Origin of the sequence: Streptomyces sp. ADI96-02 (assembly GCF_003846185.1) — a bacterium.
Lineage (GTDB): Bacteria > Actinomycetota > Actinomycetes > Streptomycetales > Streptomycetaceae > Streptomyces.
The window spans coordinates 3,949,930-3,964,735 of the sequence record NZ_ML123034.1 but is presented as its reverse complement, the minus strand read 5'-3'; the positions used below and the strand labels follow the sequence as shown (position 1 = coordinate 3,964,735).

Sequence of the window (14,806 nt, the reverse complement as noted above, 5' to 3'; positions counted from 1 at the left end):
CGTCCGGCCCCGCCCCGCGCCCCGGGCCCGCCCGCGCCCCGTCCCGCCTCGCCGGCCTGCGCGACCCGTCCGCGCCCGCCCCGCACCCGGGCGCACGCCCCGGCGGAGCTCCGTCGCCCGCTCGCCCACCTCACCCCGCCGTCCGGCGCACGCGCCCCGGACCGCGGGGTTTGCGGCCGGTCGGGGCACCCGTGCGGGCGGCGCCTTCGCCACACCGCCCCCACCCGCGGCCCGCGCCTGGGATGCTGGGGCTGGAGGGCCCTCAGCGCGGCGACGGGCGAACGCGATGCATACGGGAACGGGACCATGCCAAGCACGCCACGAACACCAGGCGCACCGGCCACAACAGGCACACCAGGCGCACCGGTAATACCGGGCGCACCAGCCACACCGGCCGGAGATCACGGAACAGTGGAGGAACGCAAGCCCGTGGAGCACGTCGAGAACAGGGTGCGGGTGGTCATCGCCGAGGATTCGGTCCTGCTGCGGGAAGGGATCACCCGCCTCCTCACCGAGCTGGGGCACGATGTCGTCGCGGGCGTGGGCGACGCCGAGGCGCTGCTGAAGACCGTGGCGGACCTGGACGGGCAGCGGGCGCTGCCCGACGTGGTGGTCGCCGATGTGCGGATGCCGCCGACCCACACCGACGAGGGCGTGCGCGCGGCGGTGCGGCTGCGGAAGGACTACCCGGGGATCGGGGTGCTGGTGCTCTCCCAGTACGTCGAGGAGGAGTACGCCACCGAGCTGCTGGCAGGCAGCAGCCGCGGGGTGGGCTATCTGCTGAAGGACCGGGTCGCCGAGGTGCGCGAGTTCGTGGACGCGGTGGTCCGGGTGGCGCGGGGCGGCACCGCTCTCGACCCGGAGGTCGTGGCCCAGCTGCTGGGCCGCAGCCGCAAGCAGGACGTGCTGGCGGGGCTGACGCCGCGCGAACGGGAGGTCCTCGGCCTGATGGCGGAGGGCCGGACGAACTCCGCCGTGGCCCGGCAGCTCGTCGTGAGCGACGGTGCGGTGGAGAAGCACGTCAGCAACATCTTCCAGAAGCTGGGGCTCTCACCCAGCGACGGCGACCACCGACGTGTCCTCGCGGTACTCACCTATCTCAATTCCTAGATACTGACACACTGTCAGATACCTGGTCGAGCATCTCCGGACCTAGGACCAAAGTCTGGGTGCGGAGCGTTTCCGTCGAGCGATCGAGGGGCTTGTGAAAGATGGCAAACCGGGCTAAAAGGGTGTCTCAAAACGGTGTCCACCATATGATCGGCCCCTGGAGGGCCACCCTCGCGCAAGTAGGGTGGCCCCTGGGACCGCCGGCCGGCCGGACGGTTTCGAACCGCCGCCCCAAGGGAGGTCCAGTTCAGTGACGAGCCAGGTCAGTAGCGCGGCAGAGATGGCCGACGAGGCGAACGACACCGTCCTCGGGGGCCAGCGAGCCCCCGCGCCGGGAACGGCGGACGCGACGGGAACAGCGGACGCGACGGGCACGGGCGGCGGCGGCAAGGAGGTCCGCCGCCTGGACCGGGTCATCATCCGCTTCGCGGGCGACTCGGGTGACGGTATGCAGCTCACGGGCGACCGCTTCACCTCGGAGACGGCGTCCTTCGGGAACGACCTCTCCACCCTGCCCAACTTCCCCGCCGAGATCCGGGCCCCCGCAGGCACCCTGCCGGGCGTCTCGTCCTTCCAGCTCCACTTCGCCGACCACGACATCCTCACCCCCGGCGACGCCCCCAACGTGCTGGTGGCGATGAACCCGGCCGCGCTGAAGGCGAACATCGCCGACGTGCCGCGCGGAGCGGAGGTGATCGTCAACACGGACGAGTTCACCAAGCGGCCGATGGCGAAGGTGGGGTACGCGACCAACCCGCTGGAGGACGGCTCGCTGGAGGCGTACAACGTCCACCCGGTGCCGCTGACCACGCTGACCATCGAGGCGCTGAAGGAGTTCGGGCTCTCCCGCAAGGAGGCCGAGCGGTCGAAGAACATGTTCGCGCTCGGGCTGCTGTCGTGGATGTACCACCGGCCGACCGAGGGCACGGAGGCGTTCCTGCGGCGCAAGTTCGCGAAGAAGCCGCAGATCGCCGAGGCGAACGTGGCCGCCTTCCGGGCCGGCTGGAACTTCGGCGAGACGACCGAGGACTTCGCCGTCAGCTACGAGGTCGCGCCGGCCTCGCAGGCGTTCCCCACGGGCACGTACCGCAACATCTCGGGGAACCTCGCCCTGTCCTACGGCCTGATCGCCGCCGGGCAGCTGGCGGATCTCCCCCTGTACCTCGGTTCGTACCCGATCACCCCGGCCTCCGACATCCTGCACGAGCTGAGCCGGCACAAGAACTTCGGCGTGCGGACCTTCCAGGCCGAGGACGAGATCGCCGGGATCGGCGCGGCGCTCGGAGCCGCGTTCGGCGGGGCGCTCGGCGTGACGACGACGTCCGGGCCCGGGGTGGCGCTGAAGTCCGAGACGATCGGGCTCGCCGTCTCGCTGGAGCTTCCGCTGCTCATCATCGACATCCAGCGCGGCGGCCCCTCGACCGGCCTGCCGACCAAGACCGAGCAGGCCGACCTGCTCCAGGCGATGTACGGGCGCAACGGCGAGGCCCCGGTCCCGATCGTGGCCCCGCAGACCCCGGCGGACTGCTTCGACGCCGCGATCGACGCGGCCCGGATCGCCCTGGCGTACCGGACCCCGGTCTTCCTGCTCTCCGACGGCTACCTCGCCAACGGCTCCGAGCCGTGGCGCATCCCGGAGACGGACAGCCTGCCCGAGCTGCGGGTGAAGTTCGCCACCGGCCCGAACCACGCCCTGGCCGACGGCACCGAGGTCTTCTGGCCCTACAAGCGCGACCCGCAGACCCTCGCCCGCCCCTGGGCCGTCCCCGGGACGCCCGGCCTCGAACACCGCATCGGCGGCATCGAGAAGCAGGACGGCACCGGCAACATCTCCTACGACCCCGCCAACCACGACTTCATGGTCCGCACCCGCCAGGCGAAGGTGGACGGCATCGAGGTCCCCGACCTCGCGGTCGACGACCCGGCCGGGGCCCGCACCCTGGTGCTGGGCTGGGGATCGACGTACGGGCCGATCACCGCCGCCGTACGCCGTCTGCGCGCCGCCGGGCTGCCGATCGCCCAGGCGCACCTGAGGCACCTCAACCCCTTCCCGAAGAACCTCGGCGACGTGCTCGGGCGCTACGACAAGGTGGTCGTGCCGGAGATGAACCTGGGCCAGCTCGCCCTGCTGCTGCGGGCGAAGTACCTCGTGGACGCGCACAGCTACACCCAGGTCAACGGAATGCCGTTCAAGGCCGAGCAGCTCGCCACAGCTCTCCAGGAGGCCATCGATGCCTGACACCGACGAACTGCTCCACAACGACCTGCTGCAACTGGTGCCCCGGGCCGCGGCCAAGCAGTCCATGAAGGACTTCAAGTCCGACCAGGAAGTGCGCTGGTGCCCCGGGTGCGGCGACTACGCCGTACTCGCCGCGGTGCAGGGCTTCATGCCCGAGCTGGGCCTGGCGAAGGAGAACATCTGCTTCGTCTCCGGCATCGGCTGCTCCTCCCGCTTCCCGTACTACATGAACACGTACGGGATGCACTCGATCCACGGCCGCGCCCCGTCCATCGCGACCGGGCTCGCGACCTCGCGCCGCGACCTGTCGGTGTGGGTGGTCACCGGTGACGGCGACGCGCTGTCCATCGGCGGCAACCACCTCATCCACGCCCTGCGCCGCAACGTGAACCTGAAGATCCTGCTGTTCAACAACCGGATCTACGGGCTGACGAAGGGCCAGTACAGCCCGACCTCCGAGGTCGGCAAGATCACCAAGTCCACGCCGATGGGTTCGCTCGACGCGCCCTTCAACCCGGTGTCCCTGGCGATCGGCGCGGAGGCGTCGTTCGTGGCGCGCACGGTCGACTCCGACCGCAAGCACCTCACGAGCGTGCTGCGCGCGGCGGCCGAGCACCCGGGCACGGCGCTGGTGGAGATCTACCAGAACTGCAACATCTTCAACGACGGCGCGTTCGAGGTCCTGAAGGACAAGCAGCAGGCGGCCGAGGCGGTCATCCGGCTCGAACACGGGCAGCCGATCCTGTTCGGGGCCGACGGGTCCAAGGGCGTCGTGCGCGATCCGGCCACGGGCGACCTCCAGGTCGTCGCCGTCACCGACGAGAACCGCGAGCGGGTCCTCGTCCACGACGCCCACGCCGACTCGCCCACCACGGCGTTCGCCCTGTCCCGGCTGGCCGACGCCGACACCCTGCACCACACGCCGATCGGGGTGCTGCGCAGCGTGGAGCGGCCCGTCTACGACACGCTCATGTCCGACCAGCTCGACGCCGCCGTCCAGCGCGACGGCAAGGGCGACCTCGGCGCGCTCCTCGCCGGGAACGACACCTGGACCGTCATCGGCTGAGCCGCCGCCACGGGCGCGCCCACGGGAGCCCACGGGCCCGGACCCTGCCCCCGCCTACGCCAACCGGCCGGAGGGGGGCAGGGTCCGGGCCCTGTCGCGTTCCACGAAGTGGTCGGGAGCGGGTCCTGCGCCGCGCCCGCGCCGCGTTCGCGCCACGCCCGCGCCCCGGGGTCAGGCGCGGGCCTCGTCGTACGCCTCGCGCGCCGCCCGCACCGCGCCCACCTGCTGTTCGGTCCAGCGGGCCAGCGCCCACACCTGCTCGGCTGCCTCGACTCCGAGCGCCGTGAGCGAGTAGTCCACCCGCGGCGGGATGACCGGCTGCGCCTCGCGGTGGACGAATCCGTCGCGCTCCAGCGTCCGGAGGGTCTGGGCCAGCATCTTCTCGCTGACGCCGCCCACCGTGCGGCGCAGTTCGCTGAAGCGGTACGGACGGTCCAGCAGCGCCGCGAGGACGAGGACGCCCCAGCGGCTCGTGACGTGCTCCAGCACCCCGCGCGACGGGCACATCGGCTGGTTGACGTCCGCGAGGCCCCAGCCCTCAACACTTACCTTCATGCCAGTACCTTACGTGAAAGTGGGTACTTTCCTCCAGTAAGTGCTCACCGTAAGGTCGATTCCGGAAGCGCAGACCGGACCGGACCGTCGAAGTCCGGACCGTCGAGTGCGTCGAAGTCCGAACCACCGAAAACGGAGTACCACCCCATGAGCATCGTTGTCACCGGAGCCACCGGAGAACTCGGCCGCCTCGTCGTCGACGCCCTGCTGGCCACGGTCCCGGCCGGTGAGATCGCCGCGGTCGTCCGCGACGAGAAGAAGGCCGCACCGCTCGCCGCGCGCGGCGTGGAGCTGCGCGTCGCCGACTACGACCGCCCCGAAACCCTCGCGGGCGCGTTCCGGGCCGGCGACCGGGTGCTGCTGATCTCGGGCAGCGAGGTGGGCAGGCGCGTCCCCCAGCACACCGCGGTCATCGACGCGGCGAAGGCGGCGGGCGTGGCGCAGCTCGCGTACACCGGCATCCTCGGCGGGCCCGGCGCGGACTTCCGGCTGGCCGACGAGCACCGGGCCACCGAGGAGCTGATCCTCGCCTCCGGGCTGCCGTACACGTTCCTGCGCAACGGCTGGTACACGGAGAACTACACCGGCAACCTCGGCCCCGTCCTGGAGCACGGCGCGGTCGTCGCCAACGCGGGCGAGGGGCGCGTCGCCTCGGCGACCCGCGCCGACTACGCGGCGGCGGCAGCGGTCGCGGTGACCGGCGAGGGCCATCTGAACACCGCGTACGAGCTGAGCGGCGACACCGCCTGGTCGCTGGCCGAGTACGCCGCGCTGCTCACGGAGGAGACCGGCCGGAAGATCGCGTACAACGATGTCCCGGCCGCCGTGCACCAGGAGATCCTGGTCGGCGCCGGCCTCCCCGAGGGGTTCGCCGCGATCCTCGTGGACGTGGACGAGGCCATCGGGCGGGGGCTGCTCGCGGGCACGAGCGGCGATCTGGCCCGGCTGATCGGCCGCCCGACCACGCCGCTGGCGACCTCGGTGCGCGCCGCCCTCGCCTCCTGAGCCCCGGCGCGCGCCGGTCGGACTTCGGCGCACCCCGGCACTGACGGGGTGTCATGAGCGTTTTCATGAGACGGGAATGACGCGCGGCCCTTCCGGCGTTACCGTCGTGCCGTCGGCGCACCGGTCGGCACAGGTACGCCGGGAGGACCCGTGGTGGGGAAGAACGAACAGCGGGCGGGTCTGCTGTACGGAGTCGGCGCGTACGGGATGTGGGGCGTGGTTCCGCTCTTCTGGCCGTTGCTGAAGCCGTCCGGGGCGATCGAGATCCTGGCCCACCGGATGGTCTGGTCGCTCGGCGTCGTCGCGATCGCGCTGCTCGCCGTGCGCCGCTGGGCGTGGCTCGGCGAACTCCTGCGCGACCCGCGCAGGCTCGGCCTGATAACCGTCGCCGCGGCGACCATCACCGTCAACTGGGGCCTGTACATCTGGGCGGTCAACCAGGGCCAGGTCGTCGAGGCGTCCTTGGGCTACTTCATCAATCCGCTGGTCACCATAGCCATGGGCGTGCTGCTCCTCGGCGAGCGGCTGCGGCCGGTGCAGTGGACCGCCGTCGCCATCAGCCTGGCCGCCGTGCTGGTGCTCGCGATCGGGTACGGGCGTCCGCCGTGGATCTCCCTGGTGCTGGCGTTCTCCTTCGCCACGTACGGCCTGGTGAAGAAGAAGGTCGACATGGGCGGCCTGGAGTCGCTGGCCGCCGAGACCGCCGTGCTGTTCCTGCCCGCGCTCGGCTTCCTGGTCTGGCTGGGGGCGACCGGCGGGTCGACGTTCGCCGCCGCGGGGACGGGACACGCGGTGCTGCTCGCGGCGACGGGGCTCGTCACGGCCGTCCCGCTGATCTGCTTCGGCGCGGCGGCCGTCCGCGTACCGCTGTCGACGCTGGGGCTGCTCCAGTACCTGGCCCCGGTCTCCCAGTTCACGCTCGGCGTCCTCTACTTCCAGGAGGCGATGCCGCCGCAGCGGTGGGCGGGCTTCGCCCTGGTCTGGCTGGCCCTGTCCCTGCTGACCTGGGACGCGCTGCGGACCGCGCGGCGCAACCGGGCGCTGGCGGCGAAGCTGCTGGCGGCGGCCGGAGCCGGCTCCGAGGCCGCCGCCGACACGCCGTCCACGCCGTCCGCGACCGCCACGGGCGCTACTACAGCCACCACGGCCACTACGGCCACTACGGCGTCCACGCCCGCGCAGTCCGCGACGCCCGCGCAGCAGAAGGTCGTCTGAGGGCAGCCGGACCGGACCGGTGGGAAGCCGGCCCGGCGATTCCGGCGTGTCCCTTGCGCCCGCGCTCGGGCAACCACTAGGAACGGCTTCCATGACTCTGGCGTGGAAGCTCGTGATCGACAGCACCGACCCGCATGCCCAGGCCGGCTTCTGGGCCGAGGCCCTGGGCTACCTGGTCGAGGACAACAGCGCCCTGGTCGAGCAGCTGCTCGCGGCCGGGGCCGTGCCCGAGGCGATCACCGTCCGGGCGCACGGCCGCCGGGCCTGGCGCGACCTCGCGGCGGCACGGCACCCGGACGACCCGTTCGAGGAGACGAGCGGTACGGGGCTGGGGCGGCGGCTGCTGTTCCAGCGCGTGCCGGAGCCGAAGACGGTGAAGAACCGGCTCCACATCGACGTCCACACCGCCCCGGGGCAGCGCGACGAGGAGGCGGCCCGGCTGGTCGGGCTGGGCGCGAGAATCCTGCGCAGCGTCGAGGAGCCGGGCGGAAGTTGGCTCGTCCTCTCGGACCCTGAGCTGAACGAGTTCTGCGTGCAGTAGCGCGGCGGCCCGTGGCGGCCCGTGTCTCAGCCGCGTCGCATCAGGCCCTTGACGAGGCGCAGTCGGCCCTCGGTGAAGGGCGGCTGCGCCAGGCGCAACGTGTCCAGGGCGAGCGGCTTGCGCAGGACGGGCTTGAGGTGGGAGAAGGTCCGCCACGAATACGTGCCGTGGTACGCGCCCATACCGCTGGCGCCGACGCCGCCGAAGGGCAGGCCGGTCGCGGCGACGTGGATCAGACCGGCGTCGTGGACCACCGCGCCGGACGAGGTCTTCCGCTCGAACAGGCGGCGCGTACGGGTGGAGGAGGTGAAGACGTACAGGGCGAGCGGCTTGTCCCAGCCGTTGACGATCTCGACCGCCTGCTCGGCCGACTCGACCGCGACGACGGGCAGGACCGGGCCGAAGATCTCCTCGCGCAGCACGGGGTGGGCCGCGTCCGGGCCGACGGCCGGACGGCCACCGGAGGAGGGGACGGTCACGACCGTGGGCGCGAGGTAGCGCTCCGCCCGGTCGTGCTCGCCGCCGACGGCCACCTCGACGCCGTCCAGCAGCGAGACGAGGCGGTCGAACTGGCGCTCGTTGACGATGCGGCCGTAGTCCCGGGCGGCGCGGGGATCGGCGCCCCAGAGGTCCGCGATCGCGGTTTCGAGCGCGGCCACGAGCGCCGGCACGCGGTCGGGGGTGGTCATCACGTAGTCGGGGGCGACACAGGTCTGACCGGCGTTGGTGAACTTCGCCCAGGCCAGACGCCGCGCCGCTTGGTGCAGACGGGCGTCGTCGTCGAACCAGACCGGCGACTTGCCTCCCAGCTCCAGTGTCACCGGCGTCAGGTGCTCGGCCGCCGCGCGCATCACGATACGGCCGACCGGTCCGCCGCCCGTGAAGACGATGTGGTCGAACCGCTGCGCCAGCAGTTCCGTCGTCTCCGGGACGCCTCCCTCCACGGCGCGCACCGCGCCGTCGGGGAAGTAGCGGGGCACGAGCCGCGCGATCAGCGCCGAGGTCGCGGGCGCGAGCTCGCTCGGCTTGAGGACGGCCGCGTTCCCGGCGGCCAGCACCCCGACCAGCGGGTTCAGCAGGAGCTGCACCGGATAGTTCCACGGGGAGATCACCAGCACCACGCCCAGCGGCTCGGGCACCAGCCGGGCCCGCGCCGGCCACAGGGCCGCCGGTACCGGGCCGCGCCGGGGCCGTGCCCAGCGCCGCAGGTGGCGCAGCGTGTGGTTGATCTCCGCCAGCACCACGCTGATCTCGGTCAGCTGCGCCTCGCCCGCGCTCTTGTGCAGGTCGCTCCACAGGGCGCTCTCCCAGTCCGCCTGGTTCTCGGTGACCATGGCGCGCAGCGCCTTGAGGCGGGCCACGCGGGTGGACAGGGGCCGGGTCGCGCCGGAGTCGAAGAGTCCGCGCACGTCGGACACGGCCGCGGGGATACCGGACATGGTCTCGGGTGTCGTCGTCATGGAACCACCGTACCTCATTACGAAACGAATCCTTTTCGTTTCTGTCTGGGTACACTCGCCGGGTACACGTTCACGTACAGGTACACGTTCGCGACACGAGAGAACCGGTGATGACGACGAAGCCCGACACCGCGCCGCCGGGGCGACCGAAGGACCCGCGCGTGGACGCGGCCCTGATCGAAGCGGCGATCGAAGTCCTCAACGAAGCGGGCTGGGCCGCGTTCACCACCACGGCCGTCGCCCGGCGCGCCGGGGCCTCCACCGCGTCCCTCTACCGCCGCTGGCCGTCCAAGCAGGCCCTGGCCGGGGCCGTGGCCCGGCACATCGCCCTGGAGGAACTGAGCGGCATCGACACCGGCTCCCTCGAAGGCGACGTCCGGGAGCTCCTCGCGCGCAAGCGGAGGATTCTGGAAGCCGCCACCGGGCCCGCGCTCCTGTCGCTGATGGGCCAGGCGGCGCACGATCCCGAGCTGCGGCAGATCCTCCACGACGACGTCTACCTGGCGGTCCGCGAACAGCTCGAAGCGCTCGTCGCCCAGGCCGTCCGCCGCGGCGAGCTGGGCCAGGCCGTCGGTGCCGCCGAGATGGACGTCCTGGTGCTCGTGGTGATCGGAACCGCCCTGGCCCGCTCGGCCTTCCTGGCACCGCCGGACCCGGACAAGGCGTCGGGGACCGACGCCGTCGACTCCGACCCCGACCACGGCCACGACCCCGCTCCCGCCCACGACCCCGGCCACGACCTCGCCGAGACCGAACTCCGGCTGCTCCTCTCCGTACTCACGCGGGCGAGCGCTTCCACCCCGGCGGCCTGATCGGCTCGCGGCCTCGGGGCGTCACGACCTCGGGCCGTCAGGGCCTCGCAGCCTCGGGTCGTCAGGGCCTCACGGCCTCGCCGCCGTGGTGGCGTCCCGCCGGACCTCGTTGTTCTCGCTGGCCAGCGCCGCGTCGCGGGAGAAGGTGTACCCGGCCCACTCGGCCACCGGCACGAACCCGAGGCGCCGGTAGAGGGCGTTGCTGGTGAGGTTGTCCGGGTGCGCGAAGAGCACGACGTCCGTCGCGCCCGCGGCGAGCGCGGCCCGGCTCACCTCGACCGTCACGGCTCCCGCGTAACCGCGCCCCCGCAGGCGGGCCGGGGTGTACACGGGGTCCACCCGGACCATGCCGGCGGTCATCGTGGTCACGGCAGCCATGGAGGCGGGAGCGCCGTCCGGCGTCTCCCAGAACGTGAAGTGCCGGTCGGAGAAGCGCGATCCGGCCCAGGAGGCGGAGTCCACGGAGGGGACTTCCCCGACCGTGTCGCAGAACTCGCCGCACCACCGCACGACCTGGTCGAGGTCTTCGGCGTCCGCCCTGCGGCCCCGGCCCTCGGGGAACGGGGTCGGCGGGGTGAGTGTGCCGAGACGGTAGAGGCGGATGCGCGTGCCGAGGGTGGGCATCGCTCCGGTACGCCGCTGCCATGCCTCGGCGAAGGCGGTGGCGGTGTCGTGGTCCCCGCTGACGGCGGGGACGGACCGCCCGAGGTCGGCCAGGCGCGCGGCGAGTTCGCCGGCCTGTTCACGGGTGAGAGGAGTGAGGCTCAGCGAACCGGCGGAGGTCCGCTGGACGAAGGTCGCGTGCACCTCGCCGCCTCTCTCCAGCCGGCCGAACACGGGCGCGTCGACGCCCCGCGCGGACGCCGCGCTCGCCCGCAGCTTCTCGGCGATCGTCAGCGACATGGTGTGCAGGGCGGGGCGTGAGCGCAGGAAGTCCCCGGCTCGGGCGAGGAAGGCGTCGGCGTCTTCGGTGAGGTGCCAGTCGTCCGGATGCATGCCGCATGGTCCCTCATCCGGTCACCTGCACGTAACCCCGGCCGGTCAGCGCATCGCCTCGGGCGGAAGCGTCCTGGCCGCCGGGAGTTCGGGCTCGGCGGCGCGGTCCTGGTCGAAGACCTGATGCCGGCCCTCCGCTGTCACGTCGCGGGCTCCTTCAGCCAGTCCGCCTCGACGGTCCAGAAGATGGAACTCGCGCCGAGCGCGTCCCGCGCGAAGTCCGTGAATCGTTCCCGGGTGTAGGGGTGACCTGGGTTTTCGGGGTCCTCATACGTGAGAGTGGGTTCCTGGACCGCCATGGCGACGACAGGGAGCCGGTCCTTGTACTTCTCGATGAACTGGTACGACTTCTGCGTGGGATAGGGCCTGTTTGGCAGGATGTCCGGTCCCCCGATCCCGATCTGGTTGGCCGCGGCGAGGCGGACGATCTCGTCCATGCGCGTCTCGTCCGCACAGCGGCCCCTGCCGGCCTCGCAGCGGGCTTCCTCGTCCTTGTCCATCGGCCAGAAATTGGCGTACTGGATGAAATCGGTACTGCCGCCGGCGTGACTGAAGAATTCCTTTCCGCGCAGCATGTTGGCACGCTCGGCCTGGAAATACTTCTCGGCAGTGAACCCGGTGCGCCTCTGTTCGTCCTCAGGCACCTGCACCGAGGTCTCCGGCAGGTTCACCCCGGCCAGCTTGCCCTTGAAGTGATCCGCCATGGCTTTCAGCAGGCTCTGAAAGCCTGTCCGCACATCGCCCTTCCATTGCGCCGCCATGGCCCCGGTGGCGTGCGGGTCGGAGCCTGGATGGTCATCGGTCGTCGCCACCACCCCGCCGGCGTCCTTCACGTACGCGGGAAGTTTGGCCTGCGCGGGGGTCGTCGAGAAGAAGCGGTCCTGCACCTGGACGTACAGCTTCTTGTGGCGTTTCACGAGGTAGTCGAGAGCGGCATCGAGCCGCGTCCACCGGTACTCGCCCCTCGCCTCCTCCAGAGCGCCCCACGCCACCACCACCTGCACACTGGCGATGTCGGAACGGTCGATCATCTTCCGTACATCTGGATTGCCGCCGTCCATGGCGTCCTCAAGGTCGCCGAGGGACATGTACAGGCCGTCGGCCGGATGGCCCGACGCGAGGGCCGGTGGCCTGGACGCCTGGGCGGCGACGGCGGGCGCGGAGGTCTGCACCCCCATGACGGCTATGAGGACGCCTGCCCCCGCGGCGGCATGCCTGGCCTTGTTCATGAAATCTCCCCTTCCCGGAAGAGCGGTACGTCACCAAAAAGAATGACTGGCCTCTCAGGAGCCGAACGTAAGGATCGATTCTAAGAAACAAATAAGGGCACCCGTCCCGAACAGATCGCGAAGGCAACGCAGTTGACAGCACGACAGGCAAGTCACACTCGATGAAGTGCTTCCTCTGCCCGGCCACAGCGTGCCGCTGATCCGGGACCCGTCAGAGGTTCCCTGGTCCGCTGTCTCCGCCGGGCGACCTCATGCGCGTATGCGGGATCCCGTAGGTCGCGGTCCGCGACGCGGGACCTCATCAGACGGCTCCATCGCCCGAGCCCCCGCGTCGTTCACCGCAGCGCCGATCACTTTCCGAGCCCGAGCCCGAGCCTCGGACCCGCCCGGTGGGACGGTCCGACCGACGGCAGGCCGGGCTCAGCGTTCGCGGTCGTCACGAGGCGTCGTCACCGCCCGCGTCACCGCTCCCGTGACGCCGCCGCAGCACCTCGTCCCGGACCCGTTCCGCGAGCAGGTCGCCGAGCGGGTCCGCCACGTCCCACGAGTGCGCGGACGGATGCCGGTCGAACAGCATGCACGCGTGGCCGTGGGTGACGGACAGGCTGCGGATGACGGCGGGACACGGCGGCAACTCGGCGAGCCGGAAGGCCCGGCGCGTACCGGTGTCGTTCCAGAACATCCACAGGTCGCGGGCGGCCTGCGTCTCTCCCGCCCGGAGCTGGGCGGCGTGCTCGGTCCCGTCGTCGTGCTCGCCGAGTTCGCACAGGACGAACTCGTCGAGATCCGTGGCGTCCGGAGCGGGGCCGGACCCGCCGTCCGGCACGGTGAACACGACGAGCGCGGCCATCACGGGAACTTCGGTGAAAGCGGTGCACTGCAACACGTCATCTCCTCCTCGGTGGCATAGGGGCGCACGGGCCGTACGACGAGCCCGTACCAGGACGCGGCGTCGCGGGCGACGAACTCGTACGGCAGCCCGTCCGCGAGCCGCCGCAGCGCGTAGTCATGCTCGCGCAGGCTGTCGGCCCAGACGCGGAGTTCGGTCGGCGCGTCCCGCCGCCGCGCCTCCGCGACCGGGTACAACGCTCGGGCAGGCACCCACCCGGCGTACGGATCGGGGTCGAGCGCGTCCGCGAACCGCCGCGCCTGCCGCCGCATCCAGCGGAGCGCGAGCCGCCGCGTCGGCGCGATGATCCCGCCGAGCCGGACCGCGCGGCCCGCGTCGCCGCCGTGGCTCTCCGCCACGTACCGGGCGGCCCTCACCGGACACCGCCGGCGAGGCGCGGACGCGTCGCTTCCGTCGGCGGGCCACTGCGGATCACAGCACCTCTCCCCGGCTTCGCGCGTTCATCCGCAAGGTCCGGGCCCGCAGTTGCTCCATCGTGAGCGCGGCGCGGACCTTGCCTGGCTCCGCCTCCCACTCGGGCCCGCCGCCGACGGGCCGAAGCGCCCAGTACGGGCCGGCGACGCCTCGGAACTCCCCCACGCGGTCCCCGTGACCGGTATCCACCACGAGCGCACCGAGGGCCGGGAGGCGGGGAGGGTCCTGCGCATTCGGGCAGACGTTCTCGTCGTACACCGATCGCTCCTCTCTGTAGTCATTCCACTACCGGGGCGATTCAGCGTGACCTACGGTGAAGGACCATTCAACCTGTCGAATTGGCACGGAAGATCGGTGAAAAACCTGTGAACCGCAAGGAGTTGAACCCGGACAGCTCGCCGCAAGCGGCCTTCGGGGCGCGCGTGCGCCGTCTCCGTGAGGAGCGGGGCTGGACGCAGGAAGAGCTGGGGGACCGTACGGGATACTCCAGTACGCACATCTCGTCCGTCGAAACTGGTCGCAAGCTTGCGACCTTGCGCCTTTCGCGAAGGGCCGACCTGGCCTTCGGCATCAGCGAGTCCGCCGACACGTTCGAGCGCGAGTGGCGCGAGATCAAGCACGGCAGCCTGCTGGAAGGCTTTCCCGAGTTCCTGGGGCACGAAGGCCGGGCGGCGGAGATCCGGCTGTACGAAGTGGGCGTCATACCTGGACTGCTCCAGACGCCGGAGTACGCGACGGTCCTGGCCGAGAGCGCCGTACGGCGAGGCGCGATCACCGACGACCAGGCACAGGAACGCATCGCGCTCGTCGCGGAACGGCAGGCGGCTCTCGTCCGGAACAACCCGCCGCTGGTCTTCGCGATGCTGGACGAGAGCTGCATCCGTCGGCCGATCGGCGGACGGGCGGTGATGGGCGCGCAGTTGGAGAGGCTGACGGAGTTCGCGGAGCTGTCGAACACGGTGCTCCAGGTGGCCACGTTCGACATGGCAGAACGCCGCCCGTTCGACCTGCCGGTCACCGTGCTGACCCTGGCGGACCGTTCGCTCATGTCGTACGCGGAGTCGGCGCAGCGGGGTCAACTGGAGCGCGAAAGTACCTCGGTGCTGCCCCTGCTGACGGCCTACCATCAGATGCAGGCCGTGGCCCCCTCCCAGGCGGCGTCCGTAGACATGATCAACCAGTTGCGAAAGGTCACCCTGTGACGACCGAAACCCCCCGATGGTTCACGTCCTCCTACAGCAACAACGGCGGCCA

15 protein-coding genes are annotated in these 14,806 nt (G+C 71.4%); 8 read left to right on the top strand and 7 right to left on the bottom strand.

Features of this window, described 5'->3' with window-relative positions:
• The first annotated feature begins 450 nt into the window (after positions 1 to 450).
• The 3 genes from EES43_RS17450 to EES43_RS17440 all read left to right on the top strand — a co-directional run bounded on the left by EES43_RS17450 (position 451) and on the right by EES43_RS17440 (position 4,415).
• Positions 451 to 1,110, top strand: a complete 660-nt coding sequence (locus tag EES43_RS17450) for a response regulator transcription factor (RefSeq protein ID WP_124272043.1) — start codon at positions 451 to 453, stop codon at positions 1,108 to 1,110.
• Between the two features lie 250 nt (positions 1,111 to 1,360).
• Positions 1,361 to 3,349, top strand: coding sequence for a 2-oxoacid:acceptor oxidoreductase subunit alpha (locus EES43_RS17445; protein ID WP_124269571.1), 1,989 nt, complete (start codon positions 1,361 to 1,363; stop codon positions 3,347 to 3,349).
• On the top strand, positions 3,342 to 4,415 hold the full coding sequence (locus EES43_RS17440) for a 2-oxoacid:ferredoxin oxidoreductase subunit beta (RefSeq protein ID WP_124269570.1): 1,074 nt from the start codon (positions 3,342 to 3,344) through the stop codon (positions 4,413 to 4,415). The genes EES43_RS17445 and EES43_RS17440 overlap by 8 nt, the downstream gene beginning before the upstream one ends.
• 171 nt (positions 4,416 to 4,586) lie before the next feature.
• Here EES43_RS17440 and EES43_RS17435 read toward each other — a convergent pair whose 3' ends face one another.
• On the bottom strand, positions 4,587 to 4,970 hold the full coding sequence (locus EES43_RS17435) for a winged helix-turn-helix transcriptional regulator (protein WP_124269569.1): 384 nt from the start codon (positions 4,968 to 4,970) through the stop codon (positions 4,587 to 4,589).
• Between the two features lie 147 nt (positions 4,971 to 5,117).
• Here EES43_RS17435 and EES43_RS17430 point away from each other — a divergent pair, with 147 nt between their 5' ends.
• The 3 genes from EES43_RS17430 to EES43_RS17420 all read left to right on the top strand — a co-directional run bounded on the left by EES43_RS17430 (position 5,118) and on the right by EES43_RS17420 (position 7,731).
• Complete coding sequence (locus EES43_RS17430) at positions 5,118 to 5,975, top strand: SDR family oxidoreductase (protein ID WP_124269568.1); 858 nt, start codon at positions 5,118 to 5,120, stop codon at positions 5,973 to 5,975.
• A gap of 150 nt (positions 5,976 to 6,125) precedes the next feature.
• Positions 6,126 to 7,190 (top strand): EamA family transporter RarD, encoded by a 1,065-nt coding sequence (gene rarD / locus EES43_RS17425; protein WP_124269567.1) that lies wholly within the window; start codon positions 6,126 to 6,128, stop codon positions 7,188 to 7,190.
• A 91-nt stretch (positions 7,191 to 7,281) separates the two neighbouring features.
• Positions 7,282 to 7,731 carry a VOC family protein gene (locus EES43_RS17420; protein WP_124269566.1) on the top strand — a complete coding sequence of 150 codons (450 nt, stop codon included), beginning with the start codon at positions 7,282 to 7,284 and terminating at the stop codon, positions 7,729 to 7,731.
• 26 nt (positions 7,732 to 7,757) lie between these two features.
• Here EES43_RS17420 and EES43_RS17415 read toward each other — a convergent pair whose 3' ends face one another.
• Positions 7,758 to 9,191, bottom strand: a complete 1,434-nt coding sequence (locus EES43_RS17415) for an aldehyde dehydrogenase family protein (protein ID WP_124269565.1) — start codon at positions 9,189 to 9,191, stop codon at positions 7,758 to 7,760.
• Positions 9,192 to 9,301: 110 nt separating this feature from the next.
• On the opposite strand from EES43_RS17415, the gene EES43_RS17410 reads away from it, so the two are divergent.
• Positions 9,302 to 10,003 carry a TetR/AcrR family transcriptional regulator gene (locus EES43_RS17410; RefSeq protein ID WP_124269564.1) on the top strand — a complete coding sequence of 234 codons (702 nt, stop codon included), beginning with the start codon at positions 9,302 to 9,304 and terminating at the stop codon, positions 10,001 to 10,003.
• A gap of 69 nt (positions 10,004 to 10,072) precedes the next feature.
• Here EES43_RS17410 and EES43_RS17405 read toward each other — a convergent pair whose 3' ends face one another.
• From EES43_RS17405 to EES43_RS17385, 5 genes are all read right to left on the bottom strand, one after another.
• Positions 10,073 to 10,999: a GNAT family N-acetyltransferase gene (locus EES43_RS17405; RefSeq protein WP_124269563.1), complete on the bottom strand. Its 927-nt coding sequence runs from the start codon at positions 10,997 to 10,999 to the stop codon at positions 10,073 to 10,075.
• Positions 11,000 to 11,139: 140 nt separating this feature from the next.
• The gene (locus tag EES43_RS17400) at positions 11,140 to 12,228 is read right to left on the bottom strand and encodes a hypothetical protein (protein ID WP_241192466.1); all 1,089 of its coding nucleotides are present in this window, start codon (positions 12,226 to 12,228) and stop codon (positions 11,140 to 11,142) included.
• Between the two features lie 436 nt (positions 12,229 to 12,664).
• Positions 12,665 to 13,114 carry a hypothetical protein gene (locus EES43_RS17395; RefSeq protein ID WP_124269562.1) on the bottom strand — a complete coding sequence of 150 codons (450 nt, stop codon included), beginning with the start codon at positions 13,112 to 13,114 and terminating at the stop codon, positions 12,665 to 12,667.
• Positions 13,078 to 13,476 (bottom strand): hypothetical protein, encoded by a 399-nt coding sequence (locus tag EES43_RS17390; protein ID WP_241192465.1) that lies wholly within the window; start codon positions 13,474 to 13,476, stop codon positions 13,078 to 13,080. The genes EES43_RS17395 and EES43_RS17390 overlap by 37 nt, the downstream gene beginning before the upstream one ends.
• A gap of 73 nt (positions 13,477 to 13,549) precedes the next feature.
• Complete coding sequence (locus tag EES43_RS17385; protein ID WP_124269560.1) at positions 13,550 to 13,810, bottom strand: hypothetical protein; 261 nt, start codon at positions 13,808 to 13,810, stop codon at positions 13,550 to 13,552.
• Positions 13,811 to 13,917: 107 nt separating this feature from the next.
• Between EES43_RS17385 and EES43_RS17380 the strand changes: the two genes are divergently transcribed.
• Entirely contained in the window at positions 13,918 to 14,754 is an 837-nt protein-coding gene (locus tag EES43_RS17380) for a helix-turn-helix domain-containing protein (protein ID WP_124269559.1), read from the top strand.
• Positions 14,755 to 14,806 lie beyond the last annotated feature (52 nt).